The organism is Streptomyces sp. NPDC048248 (assembly GCF_043201875.1).
Lineage (GTDB): Bacteria > Actinomycetota > Actinomycetes > Streptomycetales > Streptomycetaceae > Streptomyces.
In genome coordinates, this window is the sequence record NZ_JBICZL010000005.1 from 131,769 (window position 1) to 153,624 (window position 21,856).

Annotated in this window: 19 protein-coding genes; 14 read left to right on the plus strand and 5 right to left on the minus strand. The window is 72.1% G+C overall.

The annotated features are described in order from the left end of the window. Positions 1-117 precede the first annotated feature (117 nt). Positions 118-1,089, plus strand: coding sequence for a DUF5926 family protein (locus tag ACGFZW_RS12000; protein ID WP_393892955.1), 972 nt, complete (start codon positions 118-120; stop codon positions 1,087-1,089). Positions 1,090-1,458: 369 nt separating this feature from the next. Here the strand turns inward: ACGFZW_RS12000 and ACGFZW_RS12005 are convergent, their stop codons facing one another. Together ACGFZW_RS12005 and ACGFZW_RS12010 are read right to left on the minus strand one after the other, a co-directional pair. Beyond that, the gene (locus ACGFZW_RS12005; protein ID WP_393892956.1) at positions 1,459-2,112 is read right to left on the minus strand and encodes a hypothetical protein; all 654 of its coding nucleotides are present in this window, start codon (positions 2,110-2,112) and stop codon (positions 1,459-1,461) included. Positions 2,113-2,321: 209 nt separating this feature from the next. Further along, a complete protein-coding gene (locus ACGFZW_RS12010; RefSeq protein ID WP_393892957.1) occupies positions 2,322-3,032 on the minus strand; it encodes a bifunctional DNA primase/polymerase in 711 nt (236 codons plus the stop codon). Between the two features lie 652 nt (positions 3,033-3,684). On the opposite strand from ACGFZW_RS12010, the gene ACGFZW_RS12015 reads away from it, so the two are divergent. After that, positions 3,685-5,271, plus strand: a complete 1,587-nt coding sequence (locus tag ACGFZW_RS12015) for a PP2C family protein-serine/threonine phosphatase (RefSeq protein ID WP_393892958.1) — start codon at positions 3,685-3,687, stop codon at positions 5,269-5,271. A 117-nt stretch (positions 5,272-5,388) separates the two neighbouring features. Beyond that, positions 5,389-6,858: an aminopeptidase P family protein gene (locus ACGFZW_RS12020; RefSeq protein ID WP_393892959.1), complete on the plus strand. Its 1,470-nt coding sequence runs from the start codon at positions 5,389-5,391 to the stop codon at positions 6,856-6,858. An 86-nt stretch (positions 6,859-6,944) separates the two neighbouring features. On the opposite strand, the gene ACGFZW_RS12025 is transcribed toward ACGFZW_RS12020, so the two are convergent. Then, positions 6,945-7,505, minus strand: a complete 561-nt coding sequence (locus ACGFZW_RS12025; RefSeq protein WP_393892960.1) for a TetR/AcrR family transcriptional regulator C-terminal ligand-binding domain-containing protein — start codon at positions 7,503-7,505, stop codon at positions 6,945-6,947. Positions 7,506-7,901: 396 nt separating this feature from the next. Further along, the gene (locus ACGFZW_RS12030) at positions 7,902-8,597 is read right to left on the minus strand and encodes a TetR/AcrR family transcriptional regulator (RefSeq protein WP_393892961.1); all 696 of its coding nucleotides are present in this window, start codon (positions 8,595-8,597) and stop codon (positions 7,902-7,904) included. A 92-nt stretch (positions 8,598-8,689) separates the two neighbouring features. On the opposite strand from ACGFZW_RS12030, the gene ACGFZW_RS12035 reads away from it, so the two are divergent. Further along, complete coding sequence (locus ACGFZW_RS12035) at positions 8,690-10,126, plus strand: amidase (RefSeq protein WP_393892962.1); 1,437 nt, start codon at positions 8,690-8,692, stop codon at positions 10,124-10,126. Positions 10,127-10,202: 76 nt separating this feature from the next. Here the strand turns inward: ACGFZW_RS12035 and ACGFZW_RS12040 are convergent, their stop codons facing one another. Next, positions 10,203-10,691 (minus strand): ATP-binding protein, encoded by a 489-nt coding sequence (locus ACGFZW_RS12040; RefSeq protein WP_393892963.1) that lies wholly within the window; start codon positions 10,689-10,691, stop codon positions 10,203-10,205. A 245-nt stretch (positions 10,692-10,936) separates the two neighbouring features. On the opposite strand from ACGFZW_RS12040, the gene ACGFZW_RS12045 reads away from it, so the two are divergent. The 10 genes from ACGFZW_RS12045 to ACGFZW_RS12090 all read left to right on the plus strand — a co-directional run bounded on the left by ACGFZW_RS12045 (position 10,937) and on the right by ACGFZW_RS12090 (position 21,848). Then, positions 10,937-11,779 carry a hypothetical protein gene (locus ACGFZW_RS12045; protein ID WP_393892964.1) on the plus strand — a complete coding sequence of 281 codons (843 nt, stop codon included), beginning with the start codon at positions 10,937-10,939 and terminating at the stop codon, positions 11,777-11,779. A gap of 120 nt (positions 11,780-11,899) precedes the next feature. Then, on the plus strand, positions 11,900-12,715 hold the full coding sequence (locus tag ACGFZW_RS12050) for a YcnI family protein (protein ID WP_393893267.1): 816 nt from the start codon (positions 11,900-11,902) through the stop codon (positions 12,713-12,715). A gap of 71 nt (positions 12,716-12,786) precedes the next feature. After that, positions 12,787-13,428, plus strand: a complete 642-nt coding sequence (locus ACGFZW_RS12055) for an SCO family protein (protein ID WP_393892965.1) — start codon at positions 12,787-12,789, stop codon at positions 13,426-13,428. After that, on the plus strand, positions 13,425-13,877 hold the full coding sequence (locus ACGFZW_RS12060; RefSeq protein WP_393892966.1) for a copper chaperone PCu(A)C: 453 nt from the start codon (positions 13,425-13,427) through the stop codon (positions 13,875-13,877). The genes ACGFZW_RS12055 and ACGFZW_RS12060 overlap by 4 nt, the downstream gene beginning before the upstream one ends. Before the next feature lie 47 nt (positions 13,878-13,924). After that, positions 13,925-16,078 carry a copper resistance protein CopC gene (locus ACGFZW_RS12065; RefSeq protein WP_393892967.1) on the plus strand — a complete coding sequence of 718 codons (2,154 nt, stop codon included), beginning with the start codon at positions 13,925-13,927 and terminating at the stop codon, positions 16,076-16,078. Then, positions 16,075-17,436: an iron uptake transporter deferrochelatase/peroxidase subunit gene (efeB, locus tag ACGFZW_RS12070; RefSeq protein WP_393892968.1), complete on the plus strand. Its 1,362-nt coding sequence runs from the start codon at positions 16,075-16,077 to the stop codon at positions 17,434-17,436. Before ACGFZW_RS12065 ends, efeB begins: the two co-directional genes overlap by 4 nt. A gap of 96 nt (positions 17,437-17,532) precedes the next feature. Beyond that, positions 17,533-18,459, plus strand: a complete 927-nt coding sequence (gene pheA / locus ACGFZW_RS12075) for a prephenate dehydratase (RefSeq protein ID WP_393892969.1) — start codon at positions 17,533-17,535, stop codon at positions 18,457-18,459. A 628-nt stretch (positions 18,460-19,087) separates the two neighbouring features. Continuing rightward, positions 19,088-20,377 carry a serine--tRNA ligase gene (serS, locus tag ACGFZW_RS12080; RefSeq protein WP_393892970.1) on the plus strand — a complete coding sequence of 430 codons (1,290 nt, stop codon included), beginning with the start codon at positions 19,088-19,090 and terminating at the stop codon, positions 20,375-20,377. Beyond that, the gene (locus ACGFZW_RS12085) at positions 20,374-21,237 is read left to right on the plus strand and encodes an HAD family hydrolase (protein ID WP_393892971.1); all 864 of its coding nucleotides are present in this window, start codon (positions 20,374-20,376) and stop codon (positions 21,235-21,237) included. The genes serS and ACGFZW_RS12085 overlap by 4 nt, the downstream gene beginning before the upstream one ends. A gap of 296 nt (positions 21,238-21,533) precedes the next feature. After that, on the plus strand, positions 21,534-21,848 hold the full coding sequence (locus ACGFZW_RS12090; protein ID WP_393892972.1) for an SAV_915 family protein: 315 nt from the start codon (positions 21,534-21,536) through the stop codon (positions 21,846-21,848). Positions 21,849-21,856 lie beyond the last annotated feature (8 nt).

Genomic DNA, 21,856 nt, shown 5'->3' on the forward strand with positions numbered 1-21,856 from the left:
ACTCCGGGGCGGACGCGCCCACCTGACGGCTCCCGCACACCCATGGACGGCCCCGCTCCTCTAGGCTCGCGCCGAAACGCGTCCGTACGCCCAGGAACGACCAGGAGACACCGTCGCATGGCCAAGAAGCGCCGCCCCCAGACCCAGGCCGCAGCACAGGGCACAGCCACCGACGGGAACTACCCGGTCGTCGGCGCCCGGGAGCCCTGTCCGTGCGGCTCCGGCCGCCGCTACAAGGCCTGTCACGGCCGGAGCGCGTCGCACGCCGTCACCGAGCTGGTGCAGCGGCCCTTCGAGGGCCTGCCCGGCGAATGCGACTGGGTGGCGCTGCGTGAGCTGGTACCCGCCGCCACGGTGGAGCTGACCCTCAAGGACGGGCTGCCGGAAGGCGTCCCGTCGGTGACGCTCGCGACGGTGCTGCCGATGGCCTGGCCGGCGCTGCGCCGCGACAACGGCGCCGTCCTGCTCGGTCTGCAGAACGACACCGCCTCCGGCGACATCAGCCGCGACCTCGCGGACACCCTCCAGCGGGCGCTGGCCGCGGAGCCCGGCACCCCGGTCGCCGCCCGCCGGTCCTCCGCCGACGGACCCCGGCTGCAGGATCTGCTCGACCCGGGCGCGCCTTTCGAGCCGACCGTGCACAGCGGCTTCGAGTTCTGGGTGGAGGACGCCGAGAACGCCGCCGGCGACGTCGCGGCCTCCCTGGAGCGGGCCAACGCCGCGGCCATCCCGACGGCCCGGATCGCCGGCCTGGAAGGGGCGTACTGGTGCGAGGCCCCGGAGAAGAACCACCTGCGCTGGGTGACGTCCTACCCGGAGGAGCAGCTGCTGGACGCGCTCGCCAGGCTGCACGCCGCGGGCACCTCCTCGCTCGGCGAGGGCACCCGCCTCGTCGGCTCGTTCCGGGCGCACGGCCTTGTCGTGCCGGTCTGGGACCTGCCCTCCGCGATGGGCGCCGACGAGGTCGCGGGGCCGGCCCTCGCGTTCGCCGAGCGGCTCACCGGGGCGCTCGCGTCGGACGCCCCGCTCACCCCGGAGGAGCGCAGGTCGCGCGGCGGGCTGACCAACCGCCAGGTGACGCTGAGCTGATCGGAACGGCTCCGGACGCCCTCGGAAGTGACTCCTGTCACAACCCCCTTACCAGCCGGTAAACAGGCGTCCGGAAATCCACGATCGAATTTGCGAACCGCCGATCTCTTGTTACGGTTCTAAAAGCCCGGTCGCTGGTGCATCCCCCGTCGCCAGCGACCGGGCGTTTCCATGCCCGGTGCCGGACGTCCTTCCCGGCCGGGCCACCCCGCCCGCCGCTGCGCCGCATCGCTGCGCACGCCACGTGAACTCCCGCTTGATCTCAGGGGATTACCTCTCGGGCCGCTCGAAGCCGATGGCCGCAAGCTCGTTGTTCACTGCCCCGCGGCCTCCCGACCAGCACTCTCACCGGCCCGGATCGGTGCCGCGCTACGCGGAGTTGCTACCCGAACGCAGCAGCAGCCGCTCGCCCGCCGCGTCGGCGAACTCCGCCACCGCGCCGTACGGCACCCCGCGCTTGTGCACGGTCGCGCCGGTCGGTGTCTCGCACATCCCCGGCTGGTCAGCCACCGGCACCGCGCAGTGGACCTGGAGGGTGCTGTCGTCCGGCCGCAGCAGAGTCAGCACGGCGCGCAGCGGGTCACCCGTACGGTTTCGGTAGTACGTACGCGCCCAGGTCGCGCCGTCCTCGACGAGCACGCAGGTCTGGGCCTTGACCCGCTGGGGAGAGGTGAGTTCGGGGCCGCAGCGGGAGATGCGCCGGTCGTCGGAGAGCAGGGGCAGGCCCAGGTCACCCAGGGCTCCGTCGCGGGCCTCGCGGTTCGCGGCCTCGCCGCCTTCGCCCGGGGCTCGGGACCCGGCGGACCTACCCGCATGTCCGGCATTGCCGGTCTTTTCGTCGTTCGCGGAATGCCCCGACTCGCGGGACGGGGCGGCGTCTTCGGCCGTTTCGGTCCGTGCGCCCGGCGCGAGGGTGTCCGCGGGGCCTGCGGTCGCCGCGGCCAGCGGGATGGCGATGGCTGCAACGGCTGTGCCGGCGAGCGCGATCATGCGGAGCTTCGGGGCGCGCTGCAAGGGGACCACCTGCGATTGATGTGCCACCGGTGGCGGCTTGACGGTCCGCCGAACTTACCGGGCGCCGGGGGTGGTCCCGGGGCCGCAGACACCCGTTTCCCGTAGTGGTCCGCGCCGCTCACACCCGGACGGGTGAACGCCCGCGTGTTCTTTCCGGCCATGCCGCTCACGCCCGCGGCACGGCCCGGTCCTGCGGTGGTCCGGTGTGATCCCGCGCGTCAGTACGCGAGTCGGCTGCCCCCGTCGGGGGCGCTGGTGCTCGCCGTGACCAGTGCGTCGACGATCGTGGCGACCTTCGGCAGCCAGGGAGCGGCCGGGCCGGCGGCCGGCGGCCGCTCCCAGTGCACCGCGCCGGCGCCGATCTGCGACGGCGGGAGCACCACATAGCCGCCCTCGCCGTGGAAGCGCAGCGAGCTGGGCACCCAGTCGCGGGAGTGCAGCAGCTCGCCCAACTCCGGCAGGTCGTACGGCGATACGAGCAGCGACCAGCGGGTGGGCGTGGCCACCACGGGGCCCAGGCGGACGCCGAAGTGGTCGAGGGCGGCCAGCGCGCGGGCGCCGGCGACGGCCGGCAGGCTCACCGCGCAGGGCGCGCTGCCGCCGGTGGCCAGCACGATCGGGGCGTCCGGGCGGTTGGTCCACCACCAGCGCACCATGCGCGCGTCGGTCGTGGCCGCGAGCAGGCCGGGGTCGAAGGGGTGGGCGCCGGGCACCACACAGTCGGGGTCGGGACAGCTGCACTCTCTCGTGCCTCGCTCTCCGAGGCCGAGCCGACCGCCGGCCGACTGCCGGCCTGCGGACCGCACTCCCACACCCGGGAGCACCGGCCATTGCCACTCGGTGGCGCAGTGGAGCGCCGCACCGAGCAGTGCCGACCTTCCGCCGCGCCGGAACAGGGGCTTGCGTCGCCTTCCGAGGATCTCGCGCATGAGCGCTCGTTCCTTTCCGTTAACGCCGAGGGCTATGTCCATCGCACTACATACCGGTTCGTGCCGCTATGTGGCGTTTCATGCGACCTGGTCAAGCAACCCGGGGTCGAACACGCCACGTGGATCATTGGTCACCGCGTGTACAAATGCAGCGCATCACGCCGTACGCCGAGCGTGGAACGTGGCGGGGGGTGGCGCGCGCATGGCGCTTGCTGTGCGGTGGTGCAATCCCGCCACTCGGGAGTGCGTCGCGGTCGTCGTCGTGTGAGACGTCCGTGCCCGCCGGAGGGTTCCGGTGCGGCCCCAACTGGCCCCGCACCTTTCCGAGTACGTACCCGCCACTGTGGAGATGACGCGCTGTCGATCGCCGCCAGTCGACCTCAAATTGACGGTTGGGGGGCCATTTTCAGGCCAATCTATAGACCTGGTTGACAGCGTAAAGCCCCTCGGGACAATGCTGGACATCACGTCGTCGGTGCGTGTAGATGTGGAGACATTGATAGCGGAGCAGCAGGACATGGGGGTTTGCAATGCTATTGAGGAAATTGAGCGGTCGAACAAACCGCACAACACCACTCAACAAAACGCTTCACTCCCAACCAAATTCTGGCCTGACCTGCGGCAATACTAGATACGACGATAGCCGTCGGCCATGACCTCCCCCCACGTGCCGAAAGTGGCTGGAATCGAACCAGGACTTCCCACCCCCGCGCACACTGCCGACCCGCTTGCCGCAACCGGCTCCGATGACTCCGCGGATGCCGAAGGCACGTCGGCAGCACCCTCCTCCGAAGCCGCCACGGGCGCACGCCCGGACACCACCGGTGACCTCGCCGCGGACATCTCGCCCGTCGATCAGCTCGCCGCCGTCCAGGACCGGCTCGCCGGCTGGCTTTCCGACCTCACCACGCTGCACGACCTGACCGAACAGCTGGCCCGCACCCGCACCTTGGAAGAAGCCCTCCACGAGACGCTGCGGGCCGGCGCCTCCCTGGTGGGCGCGCGACGCGGCCTGGTCGTCCTCGAACCGGCCGACGGCCTCGGGCCGGAGACCTCGATCGGCCTCGGCCTCGGCCACGCGGACATCGGCCACATCGAGACCATCCCGCGCCGCGCCCTGTCGTACGCGCGGATACTGGACGGCCTGCCGGAACCGGGTGCGGGCGACGACGCCTCCGGTGAAAGCGACTCCGCCGCCTGCGACCCCCGCACCGAGATCGCCGAACCCGACATCCCCGGGGAGAAGGACCTCGACCCCCGCCTGCGCGAGGTCGCCGCCCGTCTCGGCTACGCCGCCAGCTACGCCGTCCCGATCACCGCCGACCCGATCGGCAGGATCGGCGCGGCCGTCTGGCTCTACGACGAGCCCGCAGAGCCCACCGCACGGCAGCGGCACCTCATCGGGCTCTTCCGCGCCCATGCCTCCGAGCACCTCGCCCGGCTCCTCGAACTCCACCGCAGCCGGCAGGTGGCGCGGACCCTGCGCGAGGAGTTGCTGCCGAGCAGGCTGCCGCGGGTACCGGGCGTACGGCTCGCGGTACGGCACAGCACCGGCCCTCGCGGCGGCGGTGACTGGTACGACGCGCTGCCGCTGCCGGACGGCGCGCTGGGCCTGGCCGTCGGCTCGGTCACCGGCTCCGGGCCGAGCGCGGTGGCCGCCATGGGTCGGCTGCGTGCCTCACTGCGCGCGTACGCGGTCATGGAGGGCGAGGACCCGGTCGCGGTGCTCTCCGACCTCGAACTGCTGCTTCGGCTGACCGAGCCGGCCCGCAGCGCCACCGCCCTGTTCGCCTACGCCGAGGCGCCGCCCGGTGCACCGGGCGGGCCGCCCGCGCGCTCGGTGCCGGCCGGCGCCCCCACCCCGCGCAAGCTGGTACTGGCCGGGGCGGGCCACTGCCCACCGTTGATCATCGGCGATACGCGCGCAGAGTTCGTCGAGACCTCGCTGTCCGCGCCGTTGGGCATGCTCGCCTGCTGGGAGGCGCCGAGCGTGGAGATCGGCCCGGCACCCGGCGAGACGCTCCTGCTGTACAGCGACGGTCTGCTGCACCGCACCGGCGACCCCATGGACCGCGCCTTCGCCCGGCTGCACGCCGCTGCTGCCGGCGTACCGAAGGGGAGCCGCCACGACCCGGACGCGGTCGTCGACCACATCCTGCGCACGATGCTCCCGCAGGGCCTGGACGAGCCCGGATCGGAGGAGGACGTGGTGCTCCTGGCCGCCCGCTTCGACGAGTAGCCGGGGGCTCGGTGCACTCGATGGCCGGATCGCCGGAGAGGTCACACCTTCCTCCCCCTGGACCGCATTCGATCCGCACATACGATGGAGGGCGGTTCAGTCTTAAAAGGAGGCATTGTGACCGACGAGCTCACACCGGAGACCCCGGACGAGGACGAGCAGCCGATCAAGCAGCGCAAGAACGGCCTGTACCCGGGCGTGTCGGACGAGCTCGCGGAGTCCATGAAGAGCGGCTGGGCCGACACCGAGCTGCACGACCTGCAGCCGATCGAGCAGGCCCCGAACGCCGCCCGGCGTCGTGCCGCCCTGTCCGCGCGCTTCCCCGGCGAGCGCCTGGTGATTCCCGCGGGCAACCTCAAGACCCGCTCCAACGACACCGAGTACGACTTCCGCGCGTCGACGGAGTACGTCTACCTCACCGGTGACCAGACCGACGACAGTGTCCTGGTCCTGGAGCCCCGCGCCGTCGGCGCCGAGGGCCATGACGCGACGATCTACCGCCTGCCCCGCTCCGACCGCGAGAACGGCGAGTTCTGGCTCAACGGCATGGGCGAGCTGTGGGTCGGCCGCCGCAACAGCCTCCGCGAGTCCGAGGTGCTGCTCGGCGTGCCCTGCAAGGACGTACGCGAACTCCCCGAGGCGCTCACCGAGGCCACCGGCCCGGTCCGCGTCGTGCGCGGGCACGACGCCGGCATCGAGGCCGCGCTGACCGACAAGGTCACCGCCGAGCGCGACGAGGAGCTGCGGGTCCACCTCTCCGAAGCGCGCGTGATCAAGGACGAGTTCGAGATCGGCGAGCTGCAGAAGGCCGTCGACTCCACCGTCCGCGGCTTCGAGGACGTCGTGAAGGTCCTCGACAAGGCCGAGGCGACCAGCGAGCGCTACATCGAGGGCACGTTCTTCCTGCGCGCCCGCGTCGAGGGCAACGACGTCGGCTACGGATCCATCTGCGCCGCCGGTCCGCACGCCACCACCCTGCACTGGGTCCGCAACAACGGCGAGGTCCGCTCCGGCGACCTGCTGCTGCTGGACGCCGGCGTGGAGACGAACAGCCTCTACACCGCCGACGTGACGCGCACCCTGCCGATCAACGGCCGCTACACCGACCTCCAGCGCAAGATGTACGACGCGGTGTACGAGGCCCAGGAAGCGGGCATCGCGGCGGTCAGGCCCGGCGCGAAGTACCGCGACTTCCATGACGCGGCACAGCGGGTGCTCGCCGAGAAGCTCGTGGCCTGGGGGATCGTCGAGGGTCCGGTCGAGCGGGTGCTGGAACTGGCGCTGCAGCGCCGCTGGACCCTGCACGGCACCGGCCACATGCTCGGCCTGGACGTCCACGACTGCGCCGCGGCCCGCACCGAGGCGTACGTCAACGGCACGCTGGAGCCCGGCATGGTGCTGACCGTCGAGCCCGGCCTGTACTTCCAGGCGGACGACCTGACGGTGCCGGAGGAGTACCGCGGCATCGGCGTCCGGATCGAGGACGACATCCTCGTCACCGAGGACGGCAACCGGAACCTCTCGGCCGGCCTGCCGCGCCGCTCCGACGAGGTCGAGACCTGGATGGCCGGCCTGCTCGCCAAGTAGCCGCGCGGGCAGCGCCCGTAGCCGCGTCGCAGACGGCCGGTGGCCCTTCCGGGGCCCCCGGCCGTCGTGCGTCCGGCGAGGGGTCGTCAGCCGTCTCCTGGCGTGCCGCCCTTGCGCGCGTAGGCGCCCGCGCGGACCGCCGCCCAGACGGCGGTGGCCGCGGACTCGGCGAGGGCGGGATCGACGGGACGACGGGCGATCAGGATCCGGTAGTAGAAGGGCGCGCCGAGGGCCGACATCACCTCCTCCGGGTCCGTGTCCACCGGCACCTCGCCACGCTCGACGGCCCGCCGCACCATCAGGCCCGCGAGCTTGAGCCGGGCGTCGAAGAAGTCCCGCAGCACCATGGCGGCCTGGGAGTCGCGGGCCGCGGCGGAGACCACCGCCTCGATCATGCTCTGCATCCGCGCGTCGGCGTAGAAGGCGGCGATCGAGCGGGCCAGCGCGCGCAGGTCCCCGGGAAGCGTGCCGGTGTCGGGAAGCGGCACCTCCGCGCTCAGCTCCGTCAGGAGTTCACAGACCACGCCCTCGACGCTGCGCCAGCGCCGGTAGAGCGTCGCGAGATGCACACCGGAGCGCTGCGCGAGCTTCTCCATCGTGAGCGAGGCGTACCCGCCGGAGCCCAACTCCTCGAAGACGGCGGCCATTACGGCCTCCCGGGTCCGGGCCGTGCGGCCTCCGGGCCGGCTCTCGCCCGGGGGTTGGTGCGCTGTCACGGCGGCTCCGTATTGCAGTGCAGGTTCACGCCAAGTATTGTCCGAACAAGATTAACGCGAGCAACTTCGCGTTAATCCTGGTGCGCGCCGGTCTCGCAAGCCCAGGGGACGCCGCGGGGGAGGTCCTCTCGTTGCGAGACCGCGCTGCTCACCTTCCACCGGAAATGATTTCCGGCCAGCTTTCCGCGGCCGATGTTCTCTCCGGGATTGACGTTCGCCCCGGGGTGGACATCGCCGTGCGCGACGCTCCGTCGAGGGCCGATCTCCGCCCCCATGGCAGGCATTGACGTCGCGTCATATCCGGCGAGCGACGCACTCGACGGCCGCTCAGGCGTCGGAGGCGCCCTCAGGGTCGGCGGTGACGGCGGCTCGCGCCTCGCGGGCGTCCTCCTGTGCCGGTTGCTGCGCGAGCGCTGTCCAGGAGCGCAGGAGCAGGTCGAAGGCGTCGACGACGACGTCGCCCTGGATGCCCTCGGGGGCCAGCAGGCGCTGGATGAGCAGGCCGTCCTCCAGGGCATGGACGATCAGGGCGAGGAACGCGGGGTCCGCGGGCGATTCGACGCCACGGGCGGCGAACGCCTGCTCCAGACCGCCGGCGTGGGCGTCGCGGGCGAGGAGTTCGCGTTCGGCGAGCAGGGGACGCAGCTCTTCGTTCCGCAACGCGTGCAGGACGAGTTCCATGCGCAGGGCGAGCCATTCGGGCAGGTGACGGGCGCGGTCGCGGTTCCAGGCCCGGAGTTTTTCGAGGGCGTCGGCGAAGGAGGTGGCGCCCTGGGTGAGCGCGCGAACCTCCTCCAGTTCGCGGCGCGTGCGGTGCTGGAGCAGCTCCGCGACGAGGGCGTTCTTGTCCTCGAAGTTCCCGTAGAAGGCGCCGCGGGTGTAGCCGGCACGCTCGGCGATCTGCTCGACGGAGGTGCCGTTGACCCCGCGTTCGATGAACAGCTCGGCGGCGGCGGCCAGCAGGCGGTCGCGGGTCTGCTGACGGCTCTCTTCGCGGGTCAGGCGCTTGCGTTCGGGACTCACAGCGGCATCCTACGGCGCACCCTCGCAGAAATATTCAGTTCTGTATCCAAATACAGCTCTGTATCTTTGCGTTGGAGCGAAGGGAGAGCCCGATGGAGAAGACCGAGTTGTGGGCGCTGGAGGCGTCGGAGTTGGCGAAGCTGCTGGCATCCGGAGAAATCTCCGCGGCGGAGACAGTGGACGCACACCTGGAACGGATCGCAGCGGTCAACCCGCGGGTCAACGCGGTGACCCGGCTGCTGGCGGACAGCGCCCGGCAGGCGGCGCGGGAGACCGACCGGCGCCGGGCCGCCGGGGAGCGGCTGGGCCCGCTGGCCGGGGTCCCGTTCACCGTGAAGGAGAACATCCACGTCGCCGGATCGGCGACCACGCACGGTGTGCCGTACTTCCGCGACCGGGTGGCGCAGGCGGACGCGCCCCCGGTGCGGCGACTGCGCGCGGCCGGAGCGATTCCGATCGGGCGCACCAACATGCCCGACCTGGCGATCGCCGGAGTGCACACGACGAGCCAACTGTTCGGTGACACCGTCAACCCATGGGACCCGCAGCGCACGCCCGGCGGCACCAGCGGCGGCGACGCGGTGGCGGTGGCGACCGGCATGGCGGCGCTCGGCCTGGGCAACGACTCCGGTGGATCGGTGCGCAACCCGGCGACGTTCAACGGCGTCGCGGGGCTGAAGCCGAGCTACGGGCGGTTCCCCGCCGACCACCGGATGAGCGACGACGAACCGGTCCTGGGCCACCAACTCTTCCCCGTGGACGGGCCGCTGGCCCGATCGGTGGCCGATCTGCGGGCGGCGTACGAGGTGCTGGCGGGGACCGACCCGCAGGACCCGCGGGCGGTCCCCGCCCCGCTGTACGGGCCGCGACCGGACGTGCCGGTGCGAGTGGGCGTGGTGACCGACCCGGGAGGCCAGGGAGACGTCCACCCGGACGTGCGCGCGGCGATCGAGGCGGCGGCCGCCGCCCTGGAGGACGCCGGGCACCCCGTCGAGGAGGTGCAGGTGCCGCGCCTGCAGGACGCCCTCGACGGATACGGCGCGCTGCTGCGCACCGAGTTCTCCCTTGCCTGGCCGGTGCTCAGGCGGCTGCTCACCGACGACAGCGCCCGCCACATCGAGCTGGACGCGCAGCGCCACCCACCCGTCGACCTGGCTGGGTACGTCCGGCAGACCGGCGTACGCCTCGGCGTCCAGCGCGCCTGGGCCCGCTTCTTCGAGCGCTGTCCGCTGCTGCTCGGGCCGGTGTCCACGCAGCCGGCACCGCAGCCCGTGGTGCCACGGACCCCGGAGGAGCGCGACGCGATGATGACGCCGATGCGGCTGCTCACCGCGACGACGTACGTGGGAGTGCCCGCGGTGGCCGTGCCCACCGGACTCGCGGCCGGGCTGCCGCAGGGCGTCCAGGTCGTGGCGGGGATGTATCGCGAAGACCTGTGCCTGGACGCGGCACAGCGGATCGAGGAGCGCCTCGGCGTACTCACCCCGCTCGACCCGCGCCCACACCGGTTCGACGGGGTCGCGGGGTAGCGGCCGGCATCCGAGGCGGGCATGACCACCGGCGTGTGTCAGCGGGTCGGAGCAGAGAGCCCCGTGGCTCGCCCGCTCAGGAGGCCATGGGAAGCGCCGCGCCCTCGCGCCACTTGAGGATCTTGTCGAAGCTGACGACCGCGCCGCGCCGGCCCGTGCGGTTGCGGTAGCGGACGTGGTCGGTGAGGGCCTCGATGAGGAAGAGGCCGCGGCCGGCCTCGGCGTACGGGGAAGCCTGCGCGGGGGCCGGGGCCGGCAGCGGGGCGGGGTCAGCGGCGGCCTGGCCGGTGGGCGGGCACTGGGGGCGGCTGAAGCCGGGGCCGGAGTCGGTCACCTCGATGCGGCAGGTGTCGCCGTCGATGAAGGCCGTGACGCGGTAGTCCTCGGTCGCGGCGTCCCCGCCGTGCTCGACGGCGTTCGCGCAGGCTTCGGACAGGGCCACCGACAGGTCGTAGCAGATGTCGGGGTCGACGCCCGCCGCTTCCATGGTGCCCAGCAGCAGACGACGGGCGAGCGGCACACTTGCCGCCTCGCGCCGCAAGTGGAGGGACCACCAGATGCTCATCGCTCCAGCCTCCTGGCCGCGGCTCGACATACCGATACGTATTGCCGCACCGTATGGTCCGTAAGCGTGTCCGGGATGTGACACCGCTCATTCGGCGGATGCGGCACCAAGCGCACCGGTGTAGGCGCACTCTGCGGCGCGCGCCCCCGTGCGCCCCACCGGGCGCCGATGCGGCCCCCGCACGCGGCGCTGAGCGGCGCCCTGCCGTAGGCAGCCGAGGGGCGCAGTGGGATGATGACGCCGCCATGACTGCCTCGCCAGCCCCCACAGCGCGCGCAGCTGCCGATCTACGGCTGCTGCGTGCCGCGGTGTTCACCGCGGTCTGTGTCGCGCTGTCCGCGGCCGGGCACATGGCGGCCTCGTTCACCGCCGTTCCGCTGTGGACCCTGGGCGTCGCCGCTGCTGCCGTGTTCGCGGTCGCCGCCCCGCTGGCCGGGCGGGAGCGGTCCCTCCCGGCGATCGCCGCCGCACTGGCCGTGGGGCAGGTGTCACTTCACGCGCTGTTCGCGCTGGGCCAGCAGCCGGCGTCCGCCGTGGCGAAGACCGGCGGCAACGGCGTCGCGGGCCTCTCCGACCACGCGGCGATCACCATGGCCCGTCAGGTGGCATGCGGTCTGGGCACCGGCCCGCTGGACGGCGACGCGGCGCGCCGCATCCTCAGCTCGGGCGGCTTCGACACCGCCCTGGCCGCCGGCTCCGCCGGACACGCCGGGCACCGGATGCCGGCCGGCGCGGCCCCCGGTCCGGGCATGGCGCACTGTCTGCTGCCGTCCCTGCCGATGCTGCTCGGGCACCTGCTCGCGGCGCTCGCCCTCGGGTGGCTGCTGCGCCGGGGCGAGGCGGCACTGTGGCGGCTGGTCCGGCTGTCGGCGCCAGCAGCGCGCGAGGTCGCCGCCCAGGCGCTCGTCGGCGCGCTGCGCGGGGCGCTCACGCTGGTCGGCGCCCTGATCGCCGGGCCGGACACCGCGCACGACAACACGCTGCGCGCCCCCGTTTCGTACGGGGATGACAAACCGGGCCCGCAGCACCTCGCGCTCCACCACAGTGTCGTCAGGCGGGGGCCACCCACCCTGGCCCTCGCGGCCTGACGACACGCGAAGCACACCCCCACCGGACGGGTACGGGCTCTCGCGCCGTCGCCGCATGCGCGCCAGAGCAATTCATCCGAACCGTTCTCCTGTCTGTGGAGTGTTTTCTACATGTCGAAGATGTCGCACCTCTCGCACCCGGCGCCCGCGCGTACCTCGGCCGACCCGGCCGACGGCCCCACCGCCTCCGCGCGCCCCGGGCGGCGGCTGGCCCGCCGGCTGCCCGTCCTGGGCGGGATCGCCGCGGGCAGCGTGCTGCTGCTCGCCGGCCCGGCATTCGCGCACGTCAGCGTCCAGCCCGAGGCGGCCGAGAAGGGCGGCTACGCCACGGTCAACTTCAAGGTGCCCAACGAGCGTGACGACGCCTCGACGGTGAAGCTCGAGGTCAACCTGCCGACCGACCACCCGCTGGCGTCCGTGATGCCGCAGCCGGTGCCCGGCTGGAAGGTGGAGGTCACCAAGACCAAGCTCGACAAGCCGCTTGAGATGCACGGCGAGAAGATCAACGAGGCGCCCTCGAAGATCACCTGGACCGCGGACGGCAAGGGCGTCGAGCCGGGGCAGTTCCAGCAGTTCCCGGTCTCCGTCGGCCAGCTGCCCGAGGACGCCGACCAGCTCGTCTTCAAGGCCCTCCAGACGTACGACAACAAGGAGGTCGTGCGCTGGATCGAGCCGGCGAAGGAGGGCGGCCCCGAGCCGGAGAACCCGGCGCCGGTGCTGAAGCTCACCGCGGCGAGCGGCGACGGCCACGGCCACGGCGCAGGTGCCGCGGGCGACGACGCCAAGGGCACCGAGGACAGCGGCAAGCACACCGCGGCCGCCGAGGACGCGTCCGGCAGCGACACCACGGCACGCGTGCTGGCCGTCGTCGGCATCGTCGTCGGCCTCACCGGGGTCGGCTTCGGCGTCCTCGCCGGCCGGCGCCGCAGCTCCTGACCTGCGACCGGGCCGGCGCCGCCGCGCGCCGGCCCGGCGCCCCACCCCCTGGAAACACGGACATTTCTGCAATGCGTAGAAGGACCATGCTGGCGTCCGCCCTCGCGGCGGCCGCAGCCCTCACCCTGACCGCCTGTGGCCCCGACGACGGCAAGCCCGCCGCCGATGTCTCCGGCTCCACCTCCCGGCCGATCATCACGCTCGACAGCCCGCTGGAGAAGCCGGACCTGCAGCTGACCGACTCCGACGGCAAGAAGTACGACCTGCTGGAGAAGACCAAGGGCCATCCGACCCTCATCTACTTCGGCTACACCAACTGCCCGGACGTCTGCCCGCTGACGATGGCCAACATCGCCGTCGCGGTCAAACAGCTGCCGAAGGCGGAACAGGACGACCTGCGCGTCCTGTTCGTCACCTCCGACCCCGAACGCGACACCCCCGCCGCCCTCAAGAAGTGGCTCGCCGGCATCGACACCGACTTCACCGGCCTGACCGGCTCGTTCGACGCCATCCAGCAGGGCGCGCGCAGCGTGAACATCGGCATCGAGAAGCCGGTCAAGAAGAAGAACGGCGATGTCGTCTCGACGCACGGTGCCCAGGTCCTGCTGTCGTCCGCCAAGGACGACCGGATCCACTGGATGGGCATGCAGGAGGCGACCGCCGACAACTACACCAAGGCACTGCCGAAGATCATCAAGGGACAGAACCCGTGAACCGCCGCATAACCATGGCCACCGCTCTCGCTCTCACCGCAGGTCTCACGCTCGCCGGCTGCGGCGGAGGGGATGACGGAGCCCCGAAGCTCAAGGTCTCCGGCGCCTACATGCCGCAGCCGGTCACGCAGGACATGGCCGGTGCGTTCCTCGTCGTCGAGAACACCGGCGAGAGCGCCGACAAGCTCACCTCGGTCACCAGCGACCTGTCCAAGGACATCACGATCCACAAGACGGTCGGCAGCAAGATGGAGGAGGTTCCCTCCCTGAACGTGCCGGCCGGCGGTGAGCTCACGCTCGCCCGCGGCGGCAACCACCTGATGTTCATGGGTCTGAAGAACAAGCCCGCCGAGGGCGACACCGTCACCATCGAGCTGCACTTCGCGCATGCCGACCCGATCACGGTCGACGTCCCCGTGAAGTCGGTCTCGTACGCGCCGAAGAAGTAGCGGCGGTGGACACCACGGCACCCGACCGGAAGTAAGGGGAGCACACTATGGCCATCACCGGCTCCTGGCCGCGGCGGCCCGCCGCGCTGCGCCTGCTGGTCCTCGCGGCGGCGCTGCTGGGCGCGCTGCTCGGCGGCGCGGCCCCGGCCGCCGCGCACGCCGCGCTGACCAGCAGCACTCCCGCCCAGGGGTCGGTGGTGGACCGTGCCCCCGAGCAGGTCACGCTCAGCTTCTCCGAGGGTGTCGCGATGGGCGACGACTCCATCCGGGTCCTGGACCCCCAGGGCAAGCGGGTGGACCGCGGCAAGCTGCGCAACCTGTGCAGCGGCAGCGTCGTCAAGTACGGCGCCGGACTGCCGCCCGGCCTGGCCGACGGCACGTACACCGTCGCCTGGCAGGCGGTCTCCGCGGACAGCCACCCCGTCTCCGGCGCCTTCACCTTCTCCGTCGGCGCGCCCTCCAAGACCACCGCCGCGGTACCCCAGCAGGAGGTCGGCGGCGGGCTGGTGGGCGCCCTCTACGGCATCGCCCGCTACGTCGCCTACGCCGGTTTCGTGCTGCTGGCCGGTGGCGCCGCGTTCGTGGTGGCCTGCCGTCCGGCCGCCGCGCGGGTCCGTTCCGTCCAGCGCCTGGTCGTCCAGGGCTGGGCCGCGCTGACCGCGGCCACCATCGCGATGTTGCTGCTGCGCGCCCCGTACACCGGGTCAGGCGACCTCGCCGACGTCTTCGATCTCGGCGGTCTCCGGCAGGTCCTGGAGACCAAGCCGGGCGCCGCGCTGGTCTCCCGGATCCTGCTGCTCGCCGCCGCGGCGCTGTTCGTCGCGGTGCTCTTCGGGGCGTACGCGCGAGCCCAGGAGCCGGCGCAGGGGGGCGGGACCGGGGAGGCGGACGGGGCGGAGCAGGGTGAGGAGAGCGCAGCGGAGGCGGCGCGGCGGCGCGCGGACCTCACCAGGGGGCTGGGCATCGGCGGAGTGATCGTCGCCGCCGGGCTCGCCGCGACCTGGGCGATGGCCGAGCACGCCTCGACCGGTCTGCAGACCGCCGTCGCCATGCCCGTCGACGTCCTGCACCTGCTCGCGGTCGCCTCCTGGCTCGGCGGGCTGACCGCCCTGGTCGTGTCCCTGTACTGGGGGCCGCCGGTGGAGCGCGCCGCCGTCCGCCGCTTCTCGCGGATCGCGTTCGGCTCGGTGGTGGTGCTCGTGGCCACCGGGATCTACCAGTCCTGGCGGCAGGTGGGCAGCTGGGACGCCCTGACCGACACCTCCTACGGGCGGCTTCTGCTGCTCAAGGCGGGCCTGGTCGTGCTGCTCGTCGGCATCGCCTGGACGTCGCGGCGGTGGACGTCCAGGCTCACGGAGCTCCGTACGGAGACGGCGGCGACGAGCACGGCACCGGGTCCGTCCGAGGGGGCGGCCGCGCCCGCTTCGGTATCCGACGTGTCCGAGCCGGAGCCCGCGCCGGAGACCGAACCCGAGCGCACACCTGTGGCGGTGGCCGTCCCGTCCTCGTCGGCGTCCACCACCGACTCCGGGACCGACTCCGGGACCGACTCCGGGACCGACAAGGCGTCCGACGCCATCTCCGGCTCCGCGTCCGACGCCACCGGCGACGACGGGGTCGACGCCGACCGTGCGGCCCAACTAGCCCGTCAGCGGGCCGCGTTGAGCACCGCACGCACCAAGCGCATACGCGACGCCGATCCGCAGCGGCTGGGGCTGCGGCGGTCGGTGCTGGCCGAGGCGACGGTGGCGGTCGTGGTGCTCGCGGTGAGCACCGTGCTGACGGCCACCGAACCGGCCCGTACGGAAGCCGCGGTCAAGGCCGCAGAGGCCGGGCAGTCCGCCGATGCCAACCAGCCGCGGGTCCTGACCGTGCCGTTCGACACCGGCGGCCCACGAGGCAAGGGCACCGCGCGTATCGACCTCGACCCCGGGCGCAGCGGCAGCGCCAACGAGCTGCATCTGCGGATCTCCGACACCTCCGGTGCGACCATGGACGTCCCCGAGGTGAAGATCTCCTTCACCCTGAAGGACAAGAAGCTCGGACCGCTCCCGGTCGTTCCCGACCACATCAGCGAAGGTCACTGGAGCGCGAGCGGCGTCCAGCTGCCGGTCCCCGGGAAATGGCAGCTCTCGCTGCTCGTGCGGACCTCCGACATCGACCAGGTGACCGAGACCAGGAACGTGAAGATCGACCGATGAGCAAGCAGACCCCGGGCAGGAAGACGCCCGGCAAGAAGATCCCCGGACCCGGCCGCACGCCGGGACCGGCCGCCCAGGCGACCGCCGACAAGGCCGCCCCCGCACCGGCCGGGACCGACGCACCTGTCCTGGAACTGTCCCGCCGCCGACTGCTGGGCACCGTCGGCGCGGCGGGCGCGGCAGGGCTGGTCGCGGGCGGCGCCGGCGGCGCCCTCGCGGTCACCGCCGCGCGCGACGACGCCCCCGCGCCCCTCACCGGCATCGGCTCGACCGAGGTCGCGTTCCGCGAGGAGCGTGCCGCGCACCAGGCGGGCATCACCACCCCGTTGCAGGCCAACGGCCACCTCATCGCCTTCGACCTGGCCCCCGGCACGGACCGCAAGGGCGCGGCCGCCCTGCTGCGCCGCTGGTCCCGGACGGCCGAGGAGCTGATGGCGGGCCGGACGCCGGACGCCGACACCGGGGTCGCGCTCGACGCCGGGCCCTCCTCCTTGACCGTCACCTTCGGCTTCGGCCACAGCTTCTTCGGGCGTACCGGCCTGCAGAAGAAGCGCCCCGTCCAGCTCGACCCGCTGCCCGACTTCTCCTCGGACGCCTTGGACCCGGACCGCAGCAACGGCGATCTGTGGATCCAGATCGGCGCGGATGACGCACTGGTCGCCTTTCACGCGCTGCGCGCGCTGCAGAAGGACGCCGCGGGACAGGCGCGGCTGCGTTGGCAGATGAACGGCTTCAACCGCACGCCCGGCGCCACCGCCCGTCCCATGACCACCCGCAATCTGATGGGACAGGTCGACGGCACCAACAATCCCCGGCCGTCGGACCCGGACTTCGACGCGCGCATCTTCGTGGGCCGCGACACCGACCAGGAGTGGATGCGCCGCGGCTCGTTCGCCGTCGTCCGCCGGATCCGGATGCTGCTGGACGACTGGGAGAAGCGTTCACGCCGCGAACAGGAGCGGGTCATCGGCCGCCGCAAGGACAACGGTGCGCCGCTGACCGGCGGGTCCGAGACCACCCCGATGCGGCTGGACGAGACCGGCGCCGACGGCCTGCCGGTCATCCCCGCGGACGCGCACGCCAGGATCGCCGCGCCGGAATCCAACCAGGGAGCGGCCATGCTGCGCCGCCCGTTCTCCTTCCACGACGGGTTCCGCGACGACGGTGCCCCGGACGCGGGTCTGCTCTTCATCTGCTGGCAGGCCGATCCGCTGCGCGCCTTCACCCAGATCCAGCGGAAGCTGGACCGCGGCGACGCGCTTTCGCCCTTCCTGCGGCACGAGGCGAGCGGCCTGTACGCGGTGCCGCCCGCCGCGGAGCCGGGGGACTACGTGGGCCGTCCCCTGCTGGAGGGCTGACGGAAGTGGCCGCTGGGCCGGGAAACGGCTCGGTATCGTGACAGGGCAGGGAGATCGGCGGGTTGCCCCCGCAATGACGCGAGGGAGTCCTTTGTGATGTCGGCCAGTCGCTATACGTATCTCGGCCCCGCGGGCACCTTCACGGAGGCCGCCCTGCGCACGCTCCCCGAGGCGGCCACCCGGGAGCTGGTGCCGATGGTGTCGGTGCCGGCCGCCCTGGACGCGGTGCGCGGCGGTGAGGCGGCCGCCGCGCTGGTGCCGATCGAGAACTCCGTCGAGGGCGGGGTGACGACGACCCTCGACGAGCTGGCCTCCGGCGAGCCGCTGATGATCTACCGCGAGGTGCTGCTGCCGATCGCGTTCGCGCTGCTGGTGCGCCCCGGTACGGCCCTGCACGACGTGAAGACGGTGACCGGCCACCCGGTCGCCCAGCCACAGGTGCGCAAGTGGCTGGCGGCCCAGCTCCCGGAGGCGCTCTGGGAGTCGGCGGCCTCGAACGCGGACGGCGCGCGGCTGGTGCAGGAGGGCCGCTACGACGGCGCCTTCGCGGGTGAGTTCGCGGCCGCCACGTACGGTCTTGAGCCGCTGGTCTCCGACATCCACGACGCGCAGAACGCCGCCACCCGCTTCGTGCTGGTGGGCCGGCCCGCGCGGCCCGCGTCGCCGACGGGCGCGGACAAGACATCGGTCGTGCTGTGGCTGCGCGAGGACCACCCGGGTGCGCTGCTCGAGCTGCTGCAGGAGTACGCGGTCCGCGGCGTCAACATGATGCGGATCGAGTCCCGGCCGACCGGCGAGGGCATCGGCCGCTACTGCTTCTCCGTCGACTGCGAGGGGCATCTCACCGACCGCCGGGTCAGCGAGGTGCTGATGGGGCTCAAGCGGGTCTGCCGCGAGGTGCGCTTCCTCGGCTCGTATCCGCGGGCGGACAAGGTGACGGCGACCGTGCGCCAGGAGATGACGGACGCGGCCTTCACCGAGGCGTCGGACTGGCTCGGGCGTTGCCTGGACGGGCGGGGCTGACGGACGGTCCGGTGCGCGGGACCTGCGACGTTGGGGGGGTCCCGCGGTTGTCCACAAAGTTATCCACAGGGCTGGTTCTCGACCTGTGGGTAAGTCGACACGAGAGTCGGACAGAGTCGACAAATCCCTCTACCGACCCCACACCGCTCCACGGTGCCCCACAGCCCCTCACGAGGTGGCGCGTCAGCACAATTCCCGTGATCAATCCTTTAGAGCTAGTCAATCCCACACGAAAGAGTGTGGGAAGGGGGTTTGGGCGAGGAATCCACAGTCGAGCATTCGAGGGTCGGAATGATCAGTTCCGACTTCCACAGATCTCACACACAGCCTGTGGATAAGAATCCCCCAACCCCCGACCCCTGTGGAAAACCGAGGAGGCCGACCCGTCCGGCCACCGGCCCAACTCCCCGCCCCCGACCGGTGGATCACTCGCCACGCACTCCGCGAATGCCCCATACCGGCGAATGCCCGCGAATTCAGCGACGGTTTTCCGAGCGGCTCCGGAGATGATCCTTTCCCACATTTCACCCCGCACCCCTCGGGGAATAAAATTCCCCAAACCGGACAAAGCGGAACGCAGGGGAATATGGCGTCGAGGGCCGGGGCCCGGCCCCGGTAGCCTGGTGGGGTGATTGACCTTCGCCTGCTCCGTGAGGACCCCGACCGTGTGCGCGCCTCCCAGCGCGCCCGTGGAGAGGACGTCGCACTCGTCGACGCGCTTCTCTCCGCCGACGAGCGGCGCAGGTCGTCCAGCGTCCGCTTCGACGAGCTGCGCGCCGAGCAGAAGTCGCTCGGCAAGCTCATCCCCAAGGCCTCCGGTGACGAGAAGGCCGAGCTGCTGAAGAAGGCCGGCGAGCTGTCCGCCGCCGTCAAGGCCGCCGACGCCGCACAGGACGAGGCCAAGGACGAGACGCAGGCACTGCTGCTCAAGCTCGGCAACCTCGTCCACCCGGACGTGCCGATCGGCGGCGAGGAGGACTTCACCGTCCTCGAAACCGTCGGCACACCGCGCGACTTCTCGGCCGAGGGCTTCACGCCCAAGGACCACCTGGAGATCGGCGAACTGCTCGGCGCGATCGACGTCGAGCGCGGCGCCAAGGTCTCCGGTTCGCGCTTCTACTACCTCACCGGCATCGGCGCGCTGCTGGAGCTCGCGCTCGTCAACGCCGCCATCGCGCAGGCCACCGAGGCCGGCTTCACGCCCATGCTGACCCCGGCCCTGGTGCGTCCGCGCGCCATGGAGGGCACCGGCTTCCTCGGCCAGGCCGCGGAGAACGTCTACCACCTGGAGAAGGACGACTACTACCTGGTCGGCACCTCCGAGGTCCCGCTCGCCGCGTACCACATGGACGAGATCGTCGACGCGGCCAAGCTGCCGCTGCGCTACGCCGGTTTCTCGCCGTGCTTCCGCCGCGAGGCCGGCACCTACGGCAAGGACACCCGCGGCATCTTCCGTGTCCACCAGTTCGACAAGGTCGAGATGTTCTCCTACGTCGCGCCGGACGACGCGCAGGCGGAGCACCAGCGGCTGCTGGACTGGGAGAAGCAGTGGCTGACCGGCCTTGAGCTGCCGTTCCAGGTGATCGATGTCGCCACCGGCGACCTCGGCTCCTCGGCCTCCCGCAAGTTCGACTGCGAGGCATGGATCCCGACCCAGGGCAAGTACCGCGAGCTGACCTCGGCCTCGAACTGCGACGAGTTCCAGGCCCGTCGGCTGTCGGTGCGGATGCGGGAGAACGTCGAGGGCAAGCAGCGGGTCTCGCCGCTGGCCACCCTCAACGGCACGCTCTGCGCCGTCCCCCGCACCATCGTGGCGATCTTCGAGAACCACCAGCTGCCCGACGGCTCGGTGCGCGTCCCCGAGATGCTCCGCCCCTACCTGGGCGGCCGGGAGATCCTGGAGCCCGTCTCCAAGTGACCCCCGCAGGTTCCACGGTGCCCGCCCCTCGGGCCCTGCCGTACAAGCTCATCGCGACGGATCTCGACGGGACGCTGCTGCGGCGCGACGAGACCATCTCCGAGCGCACCCGCAACGCGCTCGCCGCGGCCACCGCGGCGGGCGCGGCACACATCGTCGTCACCGGGCGCTCGGTCCCCTGGACCCGGCACATCCTCGACAGCCTGGACTACCACGGGCTCGCGGTGTGCGGTCAGGGCGCGCAGGTCTACCACGCCGGTGAGCACCGGCTGCTGACATCGGTGACGCTGGACCGGCAGCTGGCCGGACTCGCACTGTCCAAGATCGAGGCGGAGACCGGCCCACTGCTGCTGGCCGCGAGCCGGGACGGCCTGGAGGGCGAGGTGCTGGTGGCCCCCGGCTACCGCATCCAGGAGGGCCCGCTGCCGAACGTCATGATCGACGACCCGGGCGAACTGTGGGCTGCGCCGCTCAACAAGGTCTACCTCCAGCACCCGACCCTCGACGACGACGCCCTCGCCGGGGTCGCGCGCGAGATCGCCGGGGACCTGGTGGGCGTGACGGTGTCCGGCGAGGGCATCGTCGAGCTTCTGCCGCTGGGCCTGACGAAGGCCACCGGACTGTCGCTCGCCGCCCGCCGCCTGGGCATCACGGCCAAGGAGACCCTGGCGTTCGGCGACATGCCCAACGACATCTCGATGTTCGCCTGGGCCGCGTACGGCGTGGCGATGGCCAATGCCCATGACGAACTCAAGGCCGTCGCGGACGAGATCACCGCCTCCCACGAAGAGGACGGCATCGCACACGTCCTGGAGCGGCTCTACCCCTGCGCCACCCCCGCCGAGAGCACGACAGCCTGACCTCCAGGGGCACGGCGCACCTTGAGCACTTCGGTGGTCACACCGGAGGCACGCCAACTCCCTTTTCCTGAGGGTGCCTTGGGATGCCCGGCAATGGCCCGGTGTCCGTCCGGGGGCCGCACAGGGGCCACCCGTCGGCCACCGCGCGGCAGCATCGCGTCAAGTCCCGGCCGTTCGGCGTCAATGACGCGTCAGCGGACGAAGGACGGCGGGTTTCGCGGGCATAGCGTCAGTATCGAGCCCCGGCACACCCTTCCCTCCGGCCGGGGCCACTGTCCTCTGCGAGGAGCATCGCCGTGTCCCACATCCTGTACGCGGAAGATCCCGAGCCTGCCGAACGCCTCCCGGCCGGGCCCCTGTTCGTTCCCGTCCGGTCGGGCCCCGCGGGCTGCACGGCCCGCCTGTTCCGGACGCCGCTCGGTGGCCGTACCGCCGTCGGTTTCACCTCGCCCCAGCGGCTGGCCGCTGCGCTCGGCGGCGGCCAGCCCTGGATCAGGCTCTCCGTGTCCGCGCTGCGCGCGCTGGCCGAGCCGGTCGGAGTGGCGACGGTGACCGTCGACCCCCGGTTCCGCCCTGAAGCCGCGCCGCGGCAACACCTACGGGCCGTCTGAGGGAGCAG